The 18759-nt window shown below is 52.2% G+C and carries 18 protein-coding genes and 1 other RNA gene; 12 read left to right on the top strand and 7 right to left on the bottom strand.

The genetic code is table 11. The features are described from left to right. Positions 1-159 precede the first annotated feature (159 nt). The 8 genes from PLD_RS19330 to PLD_RS19295 all read left to right on the top strand — a co-directional run bounded on the left by PLD_RS19330 (position 160) and on the right by PLD_RS19295 (position 10245). Complete coding sequence (locus PLD_RS19330; protein WP_159895512.1) at positions 160-447, top strand: hypothetical protein; 288 nt, start codon at positions 160-162, stop codon at positions 445-447. An 87-nt stretch (positions 448-534) separates the two neighbouring features. After that, positions 535-928: a transfer-messenger RNA gene (ssrA, locus tag PLD_RS19325) on the top strand. A 129-nt stretch (positions 929-1057) separates the two neighbouring features. Beyond that, positions 1058-2950: a site-specific integrase gene (locus PLD_RS19320; protein WP_159895510.1), complete on the top strand. Its 1893-nt coding sequence runs from the start codon at positions 1058-1060 to the stop codon at positions 2948-2950. 368 nt (positions 2951-3318) lie between these two features. After that, entirely contained in the window at positions 3319-4320 is a 1002-nt protein-coding gene (locus PLD_RS30760; protein ID WP_256674690.1) for a hypothetical protein, read from the top strand. A 334-nt stretch (positions 4321-4654) separates the two neighbouring features. Continuing rightward, positions 4655-6484 carry a replication endonuclease gene (locus PLD_RS19310; RefSeq protein ID WP_159895508.1) on the top strand — a complete coding sequence of 610 codons (1830 nt, stop codon included), beginning with the start codon at positions 4655-4657 and terminating at the stop codon, positions 6482-6484. Positions 6485-8130: 1646 nt separating this feature from the next. Next, complete coding sequence (locus tag PLD_RS19305) at positions 8131-8505, top strand: hypothetical protein (protein ID WP_159895506.1); 375 nt, start codon at positions 8131-8133, stop codon at positions 8503-8505. Then, positions 8505-9962, top strand: coding sequence for a hypothetical protein (locus tag PLD_RS19300; RefSeq protein WP_159895504.1), 1458 nt, complete (start codon positions 8505-8507; stop codon positions 9960-9962). The genes PLD_RS19305 and PLD_RS19300 overlap by 1 nt, the downstream gene beginning before the upstream one ends. Before the next feature lie 34 nt (positions 9963-9996). Beyond that, positions 9997-10245 (top strand): hypothetical protein, encoded by a 249-nt coding sequence (locus PLD_RS19295; protein WP_159895502.1) that lies wholly within the window; start codon positions 9997-9999, stop codon positions 10243-10245. 39 nt (positions 10246-10284) lie between these two features. Here the strand turns inward: PLD_RS19295 and PLD_RS19290 are convergent, their stop codons facing one another. The 7 genes from PLD_RS19290 to PLD_RS19260 all read right to left on the bottom strand — a co-directional run bounded on the left by PLD_RS19290 (position 10285) and on the right by PLD_RS19260 (position 15768). Further along, positions 10285-10884, bottom strand: coding sequence for a hypothetical protein (locus PLD_RS19290; RefSeq protein WP_218575865.1), 600 nt, complete (start codon positions 10882-10884; stop codon positions 10285-10287). Between the two features lie 13 nt (positions 10885-10897). Then, positions 10898-11362 (bottom strand): hypothetical protein, encoded by a 465-nt coding sequence (locus PLD_RS19285; RefSeq protein ID WP_063977511.1) that lies wholly within the window; start codon positions 11360-11362, stop codon positions 10898-10900. Positions 11363-11388: 26 nt separating this feature from the next. Continuing rightward, the gene (locus tag PLD_RS19280) at positions 11389-11814 is read right to left on the bottom strand and encodes a hypothetical protein (RefSeq protein WP_159895498.1); all 426 of its coding nucleotides are present in this window, start codon (positions 11812-11814) and stop codon (positions 11389-11391) included. A 74-nt stretch (positions 11815-11888) separates the two neighbouring features. Then, complete coding sequence (locus PLD_RS19275; protein WP_159889786.1) at positions 11889-13415, bottom strand: IS66 family transposase; 1527 nt, start codon at positions 13413-13415, stop codon at positions 11889-11891. A 62-nt stretch (positions 13416-13477) separates the two neighbouring features. Next, positions 13478-13813, bottom strand: coding sequence for an IS66 family insertion sequence element accessory protein TnpB (gene tnpB, locus PLD_RS30755; protein ID WP_159889784.1), 336 nt, complete (start codon positions 13811-13813; stop codon positions 13478-13480). Continuing rightward, a complete protein-coding gene (locus PLD_RS19265; protein ID WP_159889782.1) occupies positions 13810-14127 on the bottom strand; it encodes a transposase in 318 nt (105 codons plus the stop codon). Before PLD_RS19265 ends, tnpB begins: the two co-directional genes overlap by 4 nt. 759 nt (positions 14128-14886) lie before the next feature. After that, on the bottom strand, positions 14887-15768 hold the full coding sequence (locus PLD_RS19260) for a LysR family transcriptional regulator (protein ID WP_159895496.1): 882 nt from the start codon (positions 15766-15768) through the stop codon (positions 14887-14889). A gap of 116 nt (positions 15769-15884) precedes the next feature. Here PLD_RS19260 and PLD_RS19255 point away from each other — a divergent pair, with 116 nt between their 5' ends. From PLD_RS19255 to PLD_RS19240, 4 genes are all read left to right on the top strand, one after another. After that, positions 15885-16304, top strand: a complete 420-nt coding sequence (locus tag PLD_RS19255) for an ester cyclase (protein WP_159895494.1) — start codon at positions 15885-15887, stop codon at positions 16302-16304. 3 nt (positions 16305-16307) lie between these two features. After that, positions 16308-17345: an SDR family oxidoreductase gene (locus tag PLD_RS19250; protein ID WP_159895492.1), complete on the top strand. Its 1038-nt coding sequence runs from the start codon at positions 16308-16310 to the stop codon at positions 17343-17345. Then, a complete protein-coding gene (locus tag PLD_RS19245) occupies positions 17342-17905 on the top strand; it encodes a histidine phosphatase family protein (protein ID WP_159895490.1) in 564 nt (187 codons plus the stop codon). Before PLD_RS19250 ends, PLD_RS19245 begins: the two co-directional genes overlap by 4 nt. A 427-nt stretch (positions 17906-18332) precedes the next feature. Continuing rightward, on the top strand, positions 18333-18719 hold the full coding sequence (locus PLD_RS19240; RefSeq protein WP_159895488.1) for a DUF6124 family protein: 387 nt from the start codon (positions 18333-18335) through the stop codon (positions 18717-18719). Positions 18720-18759: the final 40 nt, after the last annotated feature.

Raw genomic sequence — 18759 nt, 5'->3', positions numbered from 1 at the left:
ATCGCAAAAAACCAAACCCCGGCACCCGGCACCCGGCACCCGGCACCCGGCACCCGGCAAGCGTCCACTACTCAGGCCCGCAGCAAAAGGACTTTCTCCCACTGGGCTGCCCGTCACGTCGACCGGCAACGCCGAGCCCCTTTGTTAATGGAGATAACCATGAAGGGTTCCGCACTGGCTGGACCGTTCATCACCGCCGCGATGCTGGCCTCCCCGGTGTTTGTCGCCGGGCAAGAGGACCTGTGCCAGGTCAACCTGAAAAAGATCAAAGACGCCAAAGTCGGCGCCCAAGCCATGAGCTCGGGCCTGAGCAGCAACATCGACGCCAAGGTCCAGCAAGCCACCGCCGAACAGGCCAAAGGCACCGAGCAAGGCACCAAGAACTGCATCTCCCTGACCACCCAGGCCATCCAGCAATTGCAGAACAACACCAAGGGCGACCAGTAGGCCGATACATCGGCCAACCTTCGGGTTGGCCTTCTGCCCTCGGTTAGCGTAGAATCGGTCCACCTGTTGGTAATGCACAACAGGTTCGGGGCCGTTTAGGATTCGACGCCGGTTGCGAAACTTTAGGTGCATGCCGAGTTGGTAACAGAACTCGTAAATCCACTGTTGCAACTTCCTATAGTTGCCAATGACGAAACCTACGGGGATTACGCTCTCGCTGCGTAAGCAGCCTTAGCCCTTCCCCCCTGGTACCTTCGGGTCCAGCAATCATCAGGGGATGTCTGTAAACCCAAAATGATTGTCATATAGAACAGAATCGCCGTGCAGTACGTTGTGGACGAAGCGGCTAAAACTTACACAACTCGCCCAAAGCACCCTGCCCGTCGGGTCGCTGAGGGTTAACTCAATAGACACGGCTAAGCATGTAGTACCGACAGCGGAGTACTGGCGGACGGGGGTTCAAATCCCCCCGGCTCCACCAATTTTCTTGTAAGTCGTTCATTTCTAAGGCTTTTTTCCAAAGCGGTATTCCAAGATTTCATCTTGGGGCGGCAAAAGGCGGTAGGAATGGGCGGCATGCCACCCTTGACGCACTCACCAGGAGTGCGCCATGCCTCGCTACATCGAACGAAGCCGTCACGGCCTCTATTATCTTCGATTGCCCAAACACCTTGCCCACTTCAACCAGGGCAAGCGCGTATCCCTGCACACCCACAGCAAACGGCTTGCTATCCAGCGCGCCAGTCGGCATATAAGCAGTCTCAACCTGTACCAGAGCCTGAGCCCGACCATGACCGACTCCCTCCCCACCTCTCTCGCCGAGTACCAAGCACTCAAGGAAGAAATGGTGCGGGACTTTCAAGCTGAAAACCGCGAGCTTGACCAGGTGTTGCAGAAGGCTGCGCGGCTTCCGGACAGCTCGAATGCGGTTAAGCTTGCCCTTGAACGGCGCCTGCGCAATGTCCTGGTCGAAGAAGCCATGCGCTACATCACGCTGCAACTCGAAGGCACTGCGCTCCCCCTAAGTGGCAGCGCCCAGGATCAGTACTCAATCCTGAACGACTTGCTGACCTTTGCGGAAAACAAGGCACTGGAGATCAATGGCGTCCGGCAAGCGGACGGCACCATTAGCCGATCGTCATTGGAGATTGCCGAGGGAGTATTCCGAGACGCGATCTACAGCAAACATGAAGAAATGTCTGAAAGCCTACGAGGCACCACCAAGGCACCTGAGCAGAACGAGCGAGCACCGTCACCATCAGCTTCCGGTCCCACTCCCCCCACCCCGACATTGACCCTGCTGGCGCTGCATGACCTCCAGCAAGTGGATGCCGAGGAACTGGAGGGGCCTCTGACCAAAAACACGCGTACAGAATATGAGCGCCAGTCCCGTGTGCTGACCGTACTGAGCGAACGCAAACCCATCCACGAATTCACACAAGACGATTTTGAGCAGCTCCACAGAGCCGTGCTAAGAATCAAGCTGGGCGCAGTACGGGGTTTGGATTGCGATAAGGCGAAACGTAGGGATCTGATACCTACGGATGCGGACTACACCGCCATTAGTGTCGAGACGGCCAGTGCCTACTCCATCCGTCTGCATACCCTGCATCTGTTCGCGTACAGAAAAGGGTACACGGCGATACACCCGGACAAAATCGACAAGCCTCGCTTCAGCAAGATTTCCAACAAGCAAAAGAAATCTACGCCTCTGGACCAGACCAAGGCCAAGTCCTATCGCCTCGATGAACTTCAGGCCATTTTCGATGGCTATCTGTATCACCCGAGCAAGCTGAGCCCGCGCAAGGAGATCCATCCCTACCAGTTTTGGCTACCACTGATCGGGATCTACAGCGGCATGCGGATTGATGAAGTTTGTGGCCTGTCCACGCGAGCCGTGGAGTGCAGCACCTCGGGCATCTGGCACTTCAAGATCGAGGAGGAAGTAGCGCTCAATCGGAAGCTGAAAAACAAGGCGTCCAAACGGCGGGTGCCTGTACACCGGCATCTGATCGAACTCGGCTTCATCGACTATGTAGAAGAGCGTAGGAAGAAAAAAGCCAAGATGCTGTTCGATGGCCTGCACTACAACAAGAATGGCTGGGGCAACACCGCCACGCGCTTCTTTACTCGGTTGCCGTCTCCCACGTCTCCGGGTACGGGCTACCTGTACGACGTGGGTATCCACCGAGAAAAGCATGATGGACGGGATTATCATGCCTTCCGGCATACGTTCATCGACCGAATGAGAGCTTGCGGGGTGGACAGTGGCTATGACATCGAAGCCATCACTGGACACGAGAAGGAAAATGTCAGCGAGGCTGACCGCTATGGCGATGGCCCTGAACTCAAAGAGAAAGCGGAAAAGGTCAATCGCGTTTTCTATGAGCTGGACCTGGCGCACATCGACTACAAGGCGTTTAAAGCGTCTAACCATGCAGCATTAGCTCGCTCAGAACGAGCATTCGCTACAAAAATACTCTCGCCGCCCCACGCTGACTAAGGTAAGTTTCAGCTTTCGAGAAAGCGCTGAATCATGGACATGGCGACTCTGAAGCCAGCCGGTGATCTGTCCAGAAGGCGTGCAACCTGTGCCTTGCTCATCAAAGGGCCCAATCAGTATAGAAGGTACTCTTCAGCAGTCATGGACCCTCTCCTTGCTTACGTTGGATTACGTGTCTTTGTAAGCTCGGAGTGAAGCTATCAATTAAGTTTGGTGAGAGTGAGGACAGTCAAGACAGAAAAACTCCATTGAGTTTAGAGTACAAAGCAGCTCGCTCTGGTCAAGGGCAGATGAAACACATGGCCTTTAGTAGTGCTAGTTACTGAAGTAGAGTATTTTTGTCTAATAATTTACGCGCGAGAATTTAGATGCTTGGCATGGGACTGTATTGTTTATTTCTAATTTCGACTGGATTGGTGCTTTGGCATAGGAAATGGTATGTCATTGATCATTCATCATTGCTGAGGCAAGGTTTGTTTTGGTGGGCAATTATAGTCCCTGTGCTTTCTTTTTTTTATTTTGGCTACTTTGCTTGGAGTGGTTACACTGTCTCGCTAGACTCTGAAGGATTCAATCAGTTCGTATCAATAAGCAAATTGCCCATAGGATTGCTTTCGTTGTCAATCCCGCTTGTCGCTATTGTTGTTGGTGCTCATAGGTCTATTCAGACTCGTGAGCAGATAGAATCCACTACAGATCAAATAGCGATCACAAAAAAGAAGAATTCGCTAGACGAGTATTATGCACGAGAAAAAAACTTCCTTGATAAATGTGTTTTCGTCGAAAAACGCGTAGGGGCCTTGCCGGTTTCAATGAGTTCTGGACCGGAGGAACACCCCGTCTCACTATCAGCCCCGCATAAACTTTTTAAGAAAATATACTTGGATGCCAGACCCGAAGAAGTATCCATCTATGAACCGTCTGATGTTTTGTATCGGCAGATAGTTAATGAAGTTGATACTATAAATATTAATCTTAAGCCTTACATGGAAAAAATCGAAGCTGGGCAACCCATGAATGCAGAGGAAGAGGCTGCAATACTATTTGTTATTCAGCGGGCTATCTGTAAGACCTTCGACTTGCTAAGTATTGAGTTATTCCCGGTTCCATATTTTTATATAAAAACACCCAAAGGAAGTTTTCAGCTGTGCGTAGCTACGGAGGCTGACCTAAAAATTTGGTTGAGGAAATTTCTGATACTTGTCGAGTCTTTCGTAGGTTCAATTTGGCCAGAGCGTAAGCTCGAAGTTTTTCCTATTAGGCGTTACGTTTTTCTAGGAGCGTTTTTTTTCAGGTGCTTTGAATTAGGCAACATTACTCAGAAGTACGAGGCGCTGAACTGGGAACAAACGGTAAATCCGTTTAAATAATGTCGGCCGACCGTCACCCCCACACACATGTGGGCATTAAGCTAGTCAGGGCATCACCACAACCTACCCAGGCCAGTTGCAAGACGTTTACTGGAGTCTTCAGTAGTGGTGCCTTTGATTATTTCTGTGGTAGCTCTTTACTTGTCACCTTATCGCTAGTGGTTGATGGCTATAAGGAACACAGCTAACAGCGGACTCAGACTCCATAGTCTGGAACGCTTTTGACGAATGACAAATCTAAATAGGTGCTTATATAGCACCTATTTTTATTTTGTCAGGCCAAGTAAAAATCGCCACAAATTGCGTTACAATAATAATAACAAAACTAAAGACCATGAATAAAAACACTTCAACTACTCACCACAAAACTCTCAGCCCAGAGTTCAAACACTTCCTGAAAGCTCTTTCATACTTTGATGATAACGAGCTTGAACTACTTTCTGCGGGAAAAATCCCACCGCCCGTGGTTCTCAATCGCGCTGTGTACTTGAAACACGCAACACCAGAACAAATTTCTGGGATAGCAAAGGATCTGGCCCACATCCACTCGTTATCATTGAGGCGGCTTAACGTCCTCGAAATGATGGAGTATATCAACACTGAAGAACTCGGTGCATATCAACGTGAGGTCATCGAGAGTATGGCCATTCTTGAAGAGACCGAAAAGTGGATACCCCTCAGTTTCGGGTTACCTACAGAGCAATCTTTGGCAAGGGCATGCGATTACCGCTCTATTAAAAAGCAACTGGTTAAGATTGCTAATGACGAGCGAATCAATACTGAGGCCAATAGGCGTAAGGTAGGCGGAAAGACTGATCAGCCCTACTGCTCAGATCAAACACTTACGTTTAGAAAAACTCAGGAAGCAATCAGCCTGAAAACGCTAGAAGGCGTCTATGTTTCCAGGGTCGGCTCAGGCCAAATCATCACCCTCGCGGATATTGCTAAAGATCAAGAGCAACGACGGTTTAATCAGTTGTTCCATATATCGAAGAACCTGCAATCAGTTGCTGATGATGCAGGTTTTGAAGGGTATTTTGTGACGTTTACAGCGCCTGGAAACTATCACCCCAATCCGGCTCTAGGCAAGCGCAGCTACGATCGAGAGCGGTTGCGGAGTGGGCACGAGTACATTCAAGACCGCTGGAAAAGAATCAGAGCGCGTCTTGCCAAACTAAAATGCCCATTATCTGTTGAAACTTTCTTCGGCATGCGGTTTGTTGAAGCGCATAAAGACGGCTGCGCCCATTGGCATTTGTTATTCTTCACCACGCCTGAGCGCTTTGCTCAATTTCAGAGTTTGGCAAATGAATACTTCCCTGCGCGTAGACAGTGGGACTACGAGAAAGTGGATCGGGCACGCGGCGAAGCAAGTAGCTATCTTTTCAAATACGTAGCAAAAACAGTCAACATCTCAAAATTTGAGGATGCCCGATTAGCACCTAATGAAGAAGACGAAAAACGACTAGATAATGATCAGTCAAGTTTAAAACATATTGATCGAGTCACCGCAGCTCTACGGGCGCAGCGAATCAGGCAATTTCAATGTTTCGGCATCAGCAATACCCTAACCAAATATCGCATCATTAACAAAATCGAAGAAAATGTTGACGAGTTCGCTAGTGATTCAGTACGCCAGTCGCTTTTAGCATGCAGAATGTACAATAACGGCAAAAAAGATAAGAACGACAGAAATCTGATAGGGTTCAAAAACCTCATCACCAAATTTTCTGATTCATTTGAGCTGATCAAAGAGCCATACTTAAACCGTTTTGGCGAACCGTCGTCACGAATAACCGGCATCCTATTCAATTGTGGATTCGCTTACTATCTTCCGGAATACGAAATTAGCCGAAATTTTGAGGACTTACTGGGAGATATTCAGTACTGGGCAAGTGATGAAGAGCTTGATAAGGTTGAACGCGACACGTTTATCACGAATACGCCGCCAGACTTCGATATCTCATGGGATGAACTTTTTAAAGAGCCAGAGACAGTTACAGTTATTTATAGTGATCCAAGACCAACCGCATCTCAACTGATAGAACTCGTCAAACATCAGCAGCCAAAGCGTTTTTTTGTCAAATACACTGACATTCAGTCAAAAATCGAAGCGAAGCCACCGCTAAGTGTGCATGAGATCATCGAATTATTGACAACCTGACAAACACTGTAAGCCCCATTGACTTTCGACCGCCTGCTACGCTGGCGAATTCGACCAGCGGAGCGGGCGGCCTACACAGCGGCCCAAGATAAACGAGTCCAAGTTCATCACAGAAACATACACAAAAAGCGCAATCTTTGAAGATTTGCGCTTAACAGGCAAGGAAAATTAAGAAAGTGATTGGCTCACTCAAGCGATCGCTTAATGATCAGATTTACATCTCATTAATGGATTCACTATTAGTTTTTCTAAGCTGCTTACTCAGCAGTAGGTTTAGATCAATTGATCTAGTGGCCAATCACTTTCTTAATATGCCTCGCTGCTTTAGATGGCTTCATATTAGCGAACCGTATTCATAACCACCAATTATATATCTGGATCGAAAAACCTGAATTTGATAGCCTTTTTCTATGTCAATAACACAAACAATTGACATACCCTATTGACCCTTTGTAGGGGGTTCCCCCCTTTCCCCCGATCAGCAGGGCAAGACAAGGCAGCCAACAGCGGCTGCCCTGCCTTGACCTGCTCCGCTTCATTCAAGCCCGCTTGCTCCGGTATCGCCACACAGCCCGTGCAAGCTCACGATTAAGCCCCTTCAGACCTGACACCCAATCACCTGGGCACAGCCGTCCAGGACCTGCCGAGACGTGCGCTAGGATGCGGGTACAGAGTTCCTGAGCAACCACCACTTGCCGCCACCAGTCCTCAATGGGCTTGAAGACAGCGTCCAAATCAACCGTATGAGCCTCACAGTAGCGATGGAGGCCTACGCCGCACATTCCGAGCACGAACACATAAACCTCTTCCCTAGTCTTGAAGGCCTTCTGCCGTCGCTGTGCTAATGACAGTGGGCACGGAACGACGCTGACTGCGCTGCGTGGTTTGAGCGAAATAACATTCGAGCCCGGTTGGTCTACAAGACGCAATTCACGCAATCTTCTGGCGTAAATCTCTTCTAACGCTCGAATACGACATGAAAAGATCGCGACTTCTGTTTTGAGCGCACCAGGCCATCGCTCAAACTTTACCGAATCCTGCATTAAGATAGCGCAATATTTTTTAAGGCAGAGCAAATTCCCTGCCAACAAGAACAACTCTTCCGCAACTGAATATATACAGGCGCTGTGGTCACCAGTTAGTTTTATGGATATTCCCGGCATCTTACAAAGCATACGCCCTCCACTTGAATGTGCCTACCATAACTGAGAGATCACAAATCTAAAAATAAACAATAACTATAGACTCAAGAACAACTAATCGACAACTTCTATGTCAATAACACAAACTTTTACGCGAAATTAAAATAACGAAATACGTGATATAATAAAAAAATAACAATAATAAAGGACACTGCAATGGCTAAAGATCTAAAAGACCATACTACTCCCGACATGTTTGACGCTGTATATCCAATACAGAAACGTGGACGTAAACCTCTATTCGAGCAGCCCATGTCTGCCGCTCAAAGGGCGCGACGGTATCGTGCCAATAAAAAAGTGCGTAACGAAACCAACTAAGAACAAGGCTACTCAGGGTGTGTGCTTCGTACACCCTGATCCTTGCTAGGGTTTCACCCTAGAACCCTGCACACCGTGGGGTTCCCCCACACCCCAGACCATAAAAACAATAAGAATGGGTATTATATGAGCGAACAAGAAAACGCACCGAGTGCTAACAAACCACTGTCAACTACACGCATACACGTAAAGTTGAGGAAAGCACTTAAGTCCGAACTTGAGAAAAAAGCGGCTGACAATTTTATGTCGTTGTCACAATTGCTACTGCAATCTGCGAGAAATTCAACGATAACCGTTCGGCGTATAGATGCGCCGAAAAACTCGAAAGAGCTGCTGGCATTGACGGCTGCTTACAACAAGTTCGGCGCACAGCTGAACATGATTGCGAAGCACTGCAACACATTCAAAGCCAACAGCGACAGCGTCAAAATCCTCACCGCCTTGATCGACATCGAGCGCTCTATTGCCGAGCTGAAAGCCGAAACGCTGGGAGAAGACTGATGGCCATGCACGGTTTTAGTAGGCACTCAGGCAGCGGTGGAGGCGGCGGTAGCGGGCCTGTCGATTACTTCATTGACGACCAGTATCGTGACAAAGAAGAAGGCATATGGCTGCCTCGCGATCCGCTGCCGGAAGTCATCGAGGGTGATCCAGCGTTGATGGTGCAGATGATCGATGCGCTCGACTACAAACATAAATATACATCCGGCGTGCTGTCGTTCACCCATGGTGACACTGAAAAGCTCAGGCTATCTGGACTCAGTGAAGCGATTGCGGACATTAACGGTCGGCTTAAAGAAATGCTATTTTCCGGTATTGCGCCAGAACACCAGCATATCTTGATCGTGAAGCAGAGCCATCTGGATCGGCTTGAGCTGCATTACGTGCTGCCGAGGCACAACTATGAAGTGGATAGGGCATGGAATCCTGCACCTCCAGGCGAAGCAAAATTTAGGCAGATGGACGCCCTGGTGGATTTTATTAATGTGAAGTATGGCTTAGACGATCCACGTGATCCATTGCGTGCTAGAGCGACGAACGAAATCGAATGGGAGCCAGCTGGGAAAAAAGCGACACGCGAAACACTTAATGACTTTTTCAAAGAAGCTGTTATAGATGGTGTGATTAATAACCGCGAGCAATTGATTGACTTAGCGAAAATAGCGGGCTTTGAAATAACTCGAATTGGCGATAATTACGTGTCGATGAAACCGCCTGGCGTTGATAAAGCAATAAGAATGAAAGGAGAAATTTATGACAGACAATTCACTAGCTCAGCTGAGCTTACAGACACAAAAACAAAGAGTGCAGAACGAGCAGCTTATCTCGCAAAACCAGCAGTTGCTGAACGATATAAACAAGCAGTACGAGAGCGTCAAAACTTTATCGAAAAGCGTTTCGAGAAAATACTTAGCGTTGTTAGAACTGGAAAAAACTATTCGGAAACACAGAAATTCAACAACACAAAACGCGGCGACATCATCAAAATCCGTGAAAATCGTTCTCGCAACTTCGCTGATAAGCTTGGCAATCCACCTACTAACAATAACAATGAGGTAATCAGAAATGACGATTTTGGAAAAGAAGCTGATGCAATTATTGCGCGAGCAGAGCGAGTCATCTACAACACTCAACAATCAGCTACTAAAGCAAGTCGAGTCCTTGAAGCTGGAACTAAAATTTCTCAATCAGCACATACAAGAGTTACAAACCCAACTGTGAAGTCTCCTTATGGAACTCCACGTAGTGCTCCCCTGGCGAGCGTCGGCACGGCTGGGCTCGCCATCAGTGATGTGGCAGGGGGTATTGCAGGTGCGGATACAGGGGACGCTGAGAGTGATCGAATCTTGACGGCTAAACGTCACGAAGCTGTCGAATCAGCACAACGATCTGCCACGAGAGCGAAGCAAGACGCTTTACGTAATCAACAGAAAGCTAATGACGATCTGAGCATATGAATCATGACCAAAATTATAAACTGGAGAGAAACGAATGCAACAACGCACAGCACTTGAACAAGATGTAATAGATTTGGCTCGCGAGTCTTATGAAATACTGGAAAAACAACTAGAACTACAAACTAAGCTGATGGAAATGTTTAAAGCCTTAACAGAAAACATACTCACCGAGCACCAATTTCCGGAATTGATCCTTACAGAAATAGGCGTAAATAGTAAGTCTGTGACAAGCGGAAGAACGATTCACAAAAACACAACTACTACGGGTTCGTTCTCACCTTAGCTAGACGAACAAAATGCCTCGACTAACGAGGCATGAATTTTACTTACAAAGCCCGGCATTCATTTCATCGAATCCCGAAGTGCTATACACATAGCCTACCGACGAATTACGACCAACAATTCCCTGGGTAGTAACAACAAGTTTTTCGGATCGCTGAAGTTCATTTGCCAACCGGCTACCGCTTGGTGCTTTTAGCTCCGCGTGCTGCCAGTCCAGTGGCCAGGTCTCCGTGAGCGGTGGTCTGTTATCAATTTTGAACGTTAGATCAAATGTTTTGTTTGCACCATTTGATAGGCCAAGCATGTAAGGCAAAGCGTCGATTCTCATAGAGCGCTTACTGGCAAAGCAATCTATTGTGAGCTTGAGCTTACCTTGATGCGGTACGCCAAGTGTACCGATCGCAGGTGTTGTGCCTGAGACAAAGCGTCCCTTTGACCCTGTGCTCGGTTGACTGGCAATCTCTGGCTTCAATCGCAACCAGTTTCCGAAAACTGTCGCTCCCATCCCGCGTACATTAACGCGACAGCTTTCAGCAGCGCCTTTGGCAAGAATGTCGCAGAAATCCGCCAGAACGAAAGTGGGAGTCGACATCAGCAGGGCGGCCACCACAAGAGGTCGAATATTTTTTCGCTTTTGCATAGCCAATGTCCGATCAGTGAGCATACGACTCAACTACCTGAGCAGCATATTTAAATGCATGGTGGGAATAGATGAGGTAAAGCGTCATCGGAACTAAGATGAAGCCCAGCAGCAGAGCAATCATTCCAATGCTAACCGGCAACACACCAACCCACAGACCAATCAAGACCAGTGAATTGTAATGATCATAATATGCACCGGTGGAGATGTTTTTTAGTGCATACCCTTCAAGCTGCCCTTTCTTCATCCGGCCCACAATTACAACTTCGTCACCTTCACGAATGCTTACACCGCCTTCGTACTTAAAGGTCGCCGGAGTGTTACCAACACGAAAAGTAAACTGGTCAGCACTTGTGATACTACCGGACACATTGCCGGTCAATGCTCCTGTCCTAATGCTGCCGGAAGTATGCACACTATCGTGAAGATGTGATACTTTACCAACAACCTTGACCAGTCCCTTTTTGATCTTTTCCATTTCAATATTTCCCAAATGTGTACGGATCAAATCTTGGTCTCGAATATTACCTTGTCACCAGAGTCGATCAGCAAAAGCTTCTGAGGTGCAATCAGTACCGTACGCTCCTTCACGAGATTCCCGCCAACTCGCTCACGCTCAACAGAATCAACGTATCCGAACACTTCGATTTTCAGATTGCCGCGTTCGCCTTCAATCTTTCTCGCCAGATCCGAATCCTCAACTTTAAAACGGACATCAGACCCGCCAACGAATCCGACTCGTAGCTCAGTATTCGTGGTTCTGAAATAGCACCGTTCTTGATCCGCTCCCTTCATGCTTTGAGCGAGTCGCGCCTCTTCTTTTGTGTACTTCAGTTTATCTGAGAACAAGCAATGATCGATCTTGAAGCTTTTTTCATCGAAATTATATTTGCCCAGTTCTAAGGAGACCGGATTAGTCGGCACGCTCAAAAACTTAACCAGACGATTGCCGTTGACTTTTTCCGCTTCGGCTGTAAGCGTCTGCCCAACTCACGTTGCGTAAGTCAGACAGATACCCACTGATGCGGCAGCAGTTGGTCGATCTCACTCGCCCGTTGCGTCGGCAACCGCGTCAGCACATCTTTGAGATAGGCATACGGATCGTGCCCATTCATGCGCGCCGACTGGATCAAGCTCATGATCGCCGCCGCCCGTTTGCCGCTGCGAAGCGATCCGGCAAACAACCAATTCGAACGGCCAAGCGCCCACGGTCTGATCTGGTTTTCGACTGGATTGTTGTCTATGGGGACAGCGCCATCATCCAGGTAGCGCGTCAGCGCGATCCAGCGTTTAAGGCTGTAATCCAAGGCTTTGGCCGTCGCTGACCCGTTGGGCACAAGATCGCGCTGGGTCAACATCCAGTCGTGCAGTGTTTTTGCCAGCGGCGCTGCTTTTTCTTGCCGTATTCGGCGGCGATCCTCATCGCTCATGTCCCGCGCTTGGCGTTCAACTTCGTACAGGCCACCAATTGAGTGCAGCGCCTGTTCGGCCAGCTGACTTTTATTCGCCACGTGCAGATCGAAAAACTTGCGGCGGGCGTGGGCCATGCAGCCGATTTCGATCATGCCTTTCTCGAAGCCAGCTTTGTAGCCAGCAAAGTCGTCGCACACCAGCTTGCCGTTCCATGAGCCGAGGAAGTTACGTGCATGCTCACCTGCCCGGCTCGGGCTGAAGTCATAGACCACGGCCTTGAGCACCGAAAACGGCGTGGTGCAGTAAGCCCATACATAAGAACGGTGAGTTTTCTTCTGTCCGGGCGCAAGCATCTGCACCGGCGTCTCGTCGGCATGGACGACTCGTTGGGCCAAAACGGCTTCTCGCAAGGCATCAACCAGCGCCTGAAGCTGCACACCGGTCTGTCCAACCCATTGAGCCAGTGTGGAGCGCGGGATCGCTAAACCGGCACGTCCGAAGATTTTCTCCTGCCGATACAACGGCAAGTGGTCAGCGAACTTCGCAACCATCACATGGGCCAGCAGACCTGCGGTTGGGATGCCTTTGTCGATCACTTGGGCCGGTACTGGTGCCTGGATCAGTGTTTCGCACTGACGGCAGGCCCATTTCCCACGCACATGCTGTTCGACGGTGAACACGCCTGGCGTGTAATCCAGTTTCTCGCTGACGTCCTCGCCGATGCGCTGAAGTTGGCAACCGCAAGTGCACTGAGTGTTTTCTGGTTCGTGATGAATGACGGTACGTGGAAACTGCGACGGCAGCGGCGCGCGCTTTGGCTTTTGGCGCGCTACTTCTGGAGCAGGAGTCGGAAGCAGTGCCGTCAGCTCGGCGTCGATAGCCTCAAGATCGGTGTTAAGAAGATCGTCGAGCAAGCTGCCTTGCTCAGGACTGATCTGCTCGCTGCGCTTGGCAAACCGGTGCCGCTTGAGGATCGCGATCTCGTGGGTCAACTGTTCGATGATGGTTTGATCGCGGTGGTTCTTTCTGCCCATGGTGTCGACCTTCGACATCAACTGCGCAGCGAGTGCACGCAGTTGGTCGGGGGTCATGTGGTCGAGGTTTGGCATAGAAGTCATGCCGTGGATTTTACCAAAGCCGACCGCGTGCGACAGCGTGTTCTGGGTTTAATTACAGCTTTTTAAAGGATCGTGATTGCACCGCCAGCGCCAACGCGCTGCCAAGGCAAACCAAGTACCAAGGCCTGAAGTTGCTCACTATCCAGTTCCAACTCGCTGCCTTGTCGTATGCCTGGCCAGTGGAATTTTCCTTGGTTCAACCGCCGTGCCGCCAGCCAAACGCCGATTCCGTCATGCACGAGAACTTTCATACGATTGGCCCGGCGATTGGCAAACAGATAAGCGCAGTGCGGCTTCGCCGCACCGAATACTGCGATCACTCTGGCCAGCGCAGTTTCGGTGCCGGCACGCATATCCATGGGTTCGGTGGCGAGCCAGATGGCGTCAATGCGGATCACTTGGCAAGCTCTCGGATAAATCGAGCGCACCCATCAGGATCGGACACTGGCCACTTCACGGCGATGGCTTGTTCGCCAACGGGTATCTCGATGATCGCCAATGCCTCTGACGGCCGCTTAGGAGGAGCCTTCAACGGGACAAACGCAGGCAACGCGGGCACTGAGCTGTGCCGGTAAAGCGGCAGCCATTTACGAATGACGTTGGCGTTGATGCCGTGAGCGATGGCGACGCTTGAAACGGTGGCGCCGGGCTGAAGGCATTCCTGAACGACCTGGGCTTTGAACGGTTTGGGATAAGAGCTTCGTTGGCGCATGAAAATCCTGGCGATTAAGGGCGATGGTGTCCGCTTAAAAATACGCGGACACCATCGCCCTTAATGCTGGAGTTTTGAAGGTGACTTGGCCAGACGCTTACCTATGCGTCACCAAATAGACAGTTGTATTTCCTGCCAACAGCCCCTCAGCAATAGCCCACAACCCAATTTGGGTCTTGCCAGTAGAGGTGGGAGACACCACCAGCATGCTTTGCGCTTGCGCTACGCCAGACTCAAGCGCTAGGTACTGAACGTCGGTGAGGGACACCCTCCCCTCAGACTGGTAAACCAAGCCATCAGCTACAGATGCGGACAGACCGTGTCCTTCTGGAAAGGTATCCCTCATGAAACGCAACTCCTGTCATTCGTTTAGGTTCAAGCGCACAGAGCGGTCTGAGCGCTGTATGGCTGTATGTCCGAATTCGGCATTGGCATACGTAGCATTAAATAGCCATACTGGCCATCCTACTAAGCGTCAAGGGCGGCAATCTCGGAAGAGAACGGGCGGTAAAACGGTCAACCACTAAGTGCGTAACCTGTTGTTTTTTATGGATATTTTGCAATTATCGCACTGGGTTCACCTCCCCCCGGCTCCACCAACTCAACAAAAAAAGACGTCCAAGGACGTCTTTTTTTGTGCCTGACATTCAGTGAACGCCTGATCGGGCAATTATCCAAGCCCACAGACTTCCAGCACGCTCCACGCCACCATTCGCTCGTTCAAAAGCGTGTGCGGGTTGCTGGGCCCACGCCCAGCATTCAACCGTCGCCCCTTTCAACCTCCAGAACGTCGAGCATGACCTGCTCCAAAATCTCAAAGAAACCCCTGATGTGCGCCTGCTTCAACGCCTGAGGCCGGGTGACCAGATAGACCTCCATATCTGGAAGTTCAAGATCCGGGAACACCTCGGTCAGGTCCTTCGCCAGAATGCGCGGCAGTACCGCCACGCCCAGGCCTCGCCTCACAGACTCCAGTTGCACGGCGAACGAATCCACGCTGATTGGCCCACGGTCCAGGCCCGCCGCCTTGGCGGCACGCATTTGCGGCAACATATCCAGCGGCGGAAGCAAGGCGATGTTGGCCGCCGTCGCCAGGGTCACCTCCGGGAACCGCTGCAGATAGCCAGCCTGGGCGAAGACGCCGTAGGCGAGCTTGCCTAGGGGCCGATAGATCAGCGAGGGCTCGCCCAGGTGCGCGGTGCGTATTGCAATATCGGCCACACCGCGGACGACCTTATGAAAGTCGGCGGTGACCAGTAACTCCACGGAGCAATGCGGATGCAGGGCCGTAAAACGACTCGCGGCCTCCAGCACACAAGAAGAAAAACCCTCTCCGGCACTCACCAGGACACTGCCACACAGCTCCGTCTGCACCCCGGACAGATCCGTCGCCGTTTGGCGCCGCAAGCCAGCTTCCGCCGCCAGAGCGACATCCACCAGGGACTGGCCCCGCGCGGTCAGCCAACAGCCTTCAACGCCTCGCTCAACCAGCGGCTCACCCAGGGCCACTTCCAATTGGGTCAGGCGGCGGGACACGGTAGACGCCGCGATACCCAGCAGCTGGCCCGCCTGAAGAAAACTGCCTCGCCGCGAGACGGCCAGCAGCAGCCGAAGATCGTCCCAGTTTGCCTGCAACGCCATACCTCCCATCCTCCCTGGTTTGCATAAATGCAAAGCCATTATGCAGTAGTCGCTGTTTTTCAAGCATGGTATCGCCGGTATATCTACGGGCCTTCGAAACCACTGGAATGCACTGTATGACGACAGGTCCCTACGACTACGCAGAACGCGCCGCTCGTGCCTTCAACCACCGTGACCTGGAGTCGATGCTCGCGCTGGTGTGCGAAGACTTCATCTACCTCGACGGCATGGGCATGCAAAGCGGCCGTGAATCCATGCGCAAACGGGAGACCGCCCTGTTCGAGGCGTTCCCTGATGCCCACGTGGCCTTCACGCCCTTTATCATCACTGACGACCGACTGGCGCTGACCGCCCTACTGACTGGCACCTTCACCGTGCCTCTGGTGCTGCCGGGCCGGGTGATCCCGCCTCATGGGCGCCCGATTGCCGTGCGCTACAGCGCGCACTTCACCTTCAGAGACGGGTTGGCCTGCCGCGAAGAAGTGTTCTTCGACAGCGCGGCGTTGATGCCCTCAGCCGAACAGCAGGAGGGTTGAGCCATGGGTCACGCATTCGTAACGGGCGCCACCGGACTGCTGGGTAACAACCTGGTGCGCGAGCTGGTCGCCCGTGGCTACAGCGTCAAAGCTCTGGTCCGCTCAAGAGCCAAAGGTGAAGAGCAGTTCAACGATCTGCCAAGTGTGGAACTGGTCGTGGGCGACATGGCCGATATCGACGCCTTCGCACCTTCGCTGCAAGGCTGCGATACGGTGTTTCATACTGCGGCGTTCTTTCGCGATAACTACAAGGGCGGCAGTCACTGGGCAGCCCTGGAAAAGATCAATGTCACCGGTACGCGAGACCTGCTGCACCACGCCTACCGCGCGGGCATACGCCAGTTTGTCCACACCTCTTCGATTGCCGTGCTCGACGGCGCCCCTGGCACCTCCATCGATGAGAGCTGCCTGCGCGCCGAAGCCGATGCGGATGACTACTACCGCAGCAAGATCCTCGCCGATCGCGAGGTCTTGAGCTTCCTCGACACCCATCCGCAGATGCATGCCTGCATGGTGCTACCCGGCTGGATGTGGGGCCCGGGCGACAGGGGCCCGACTTCCTCGGGACAATTGGTCAAGGATGTGGTCAACGGCAAGCTGCCCGGGCTGATCCCCGGCACCTTCTCCGTGGTCGATGCCCGTGATGTGGCCTGGGCTCAGATCGCTGCCGCGAAAAATGGCCGCCGTGGCGAGCGCTACCTCGCCGCCGGTCAGAGCTTGAACATGCGCCAGTTGGTGCCGCTCCTGGGGCGAATAGCGGGCGTCAAAACCCCTGCCCGGCAACTGCCAGTGCCCGCGCTGTACCTGTTGGCGGCGGTGCAGGAGGTGTACGCGCGCCTGACCGGCAAGCCGATTTTGCTGAGCATGGCGACGGTGCGCCTGTTGATACGCGAAGAGAACCGGACCAGCTTTAACCACCGCAAGAGTGAACAAGAGCTTGGCGTGAATTTTCGAGCGCTGGAGCAGACTATTTCTGACACCGTGGCGTGGTATCGGCAACATGGCGGGTTCACGAAAACCAAAGAAGACAACCAACGATGAGCAAGACAATCATCCTGATGCGTCACGGCCAGCCAAAGATCGCCGCGGCGGAAAAGATCTCAATGCTTGAGATGAAGGACTGGATCGCGCAATACAATCGCTCCGAAATCGTCCGCGATCCCGCGCCGGAGGCCAGCCTGCAACTCGCCACAACCGCCAGCACCGTTGTTTCAAGCAGCGCGCCTCGGGCCCTGACCTCCGTCGAGGTACTCGGGCTGAAGCCTGCCGTGATCGATGCGACGTTCTGCGAAGCGCAACTGCCTCATGGTGGCTGGCGATTTCCCCGGTTATCGCCGTTTACCTGGGCCTTCATTTTTCGCGTCCTGTGGCTGTGCGGCTATTCGAGCGGCGTCGAATCCTTCGGTGCGGCGAAGCAACGTGCCAGTGCCGCCGCCCAGCGGCTGCAGGCTCTTGCCGGCGAAGAGTCGGTGCTGCTGCTCGGTCATGGCGTTATGAATCGGATGATTGCCAAGCAACTGCTGGCAAGCGGGTGGACTCGCCAACAGCGTAGTGGCAGCCGCTATTGGAGCGCGTCGGTGTATCAATACGATGGTGTCTGAACGGTGCCCGGCGCGGAGCACGCAAACGTGCTGGACAGCGACACTTCAATCGCCGATGTCGCCCCTCCCCGCAATGGCAGATCACTCTCAGACCAAGCCTTCGTTCCCTGGAGCAGCGTTAAGTCTCTTTCTATTGTGCGAACTTTCCTAGAAACTCCTAGCCGCTTGCGCCTCCCCCCTCACCCTGGCTAGCCTCGATCCGTCACTGCACATTCAGTGACCGGGTTTAGCAGCTCGACGTGTAACTAGGCGCATGGCGCCCCCATTACGTGGCGCTTTTTTTGGCTCCGCTTTATGGCGGCCGTGCGCAGGGCACCCTCGGGTGCGCCGGGGTCCTAGTCACCGGTCTGCTAACCTGCGAACGGCCGCCACCCTATCGTTTAGCAGCGACGGTGAAGGCTCCTATCTCTGTACTAGGAGTTACGCCATGAAAAAGCTCGTCCCCGATCCGCCTCACACTGCTGCCCATCGCGGCAGAAACCCCGAGCACCATCTGGCCAATCAGCAGATCCGGCAGAAACTGTCACTTCAGCCTGCCGATGCTTCTCTGATCCAGTCACTGGAGCAAACCATCAGTACCCCGGTGAGTCGCGATTCTTTGTTCTCGGTACGCGGCGGCATCAACGCCGAAGAAGCCCTGCTCCACGTCTCCCTGCTGCTCAAAAGCGCCGAGGAGGTTTCCGATGAAATCACCGAGCGCGGCAGCGGTATCGAGCGCGGTCTGATCTGGTCCCTGGTGCACTCGGTGGAGATGGCGCGAGCGGTGGTGGATGCCTTGCTCGATGGCAGTCGCCACAGGCCTTCGCTTAAGTAGCAGACCTCGCAAAAGCACAGCGCGGCAGCACGACCTGCCG

The organism is Pseudomonas sp. LD120 (genome assembly GCF_009861525.1).
Taxonomy (GTDB): Bacteria; Pseudomonadota; Gammaproteobacteria; order Pseudomonadales; family Pseudomonadaceae; genus Aquipseudomonas.
The sequence above is the reverse complement of the archived record's forward strand: the minus strand, read 5'-3'. Positions and strand labels throughout refer to the sequence as shown.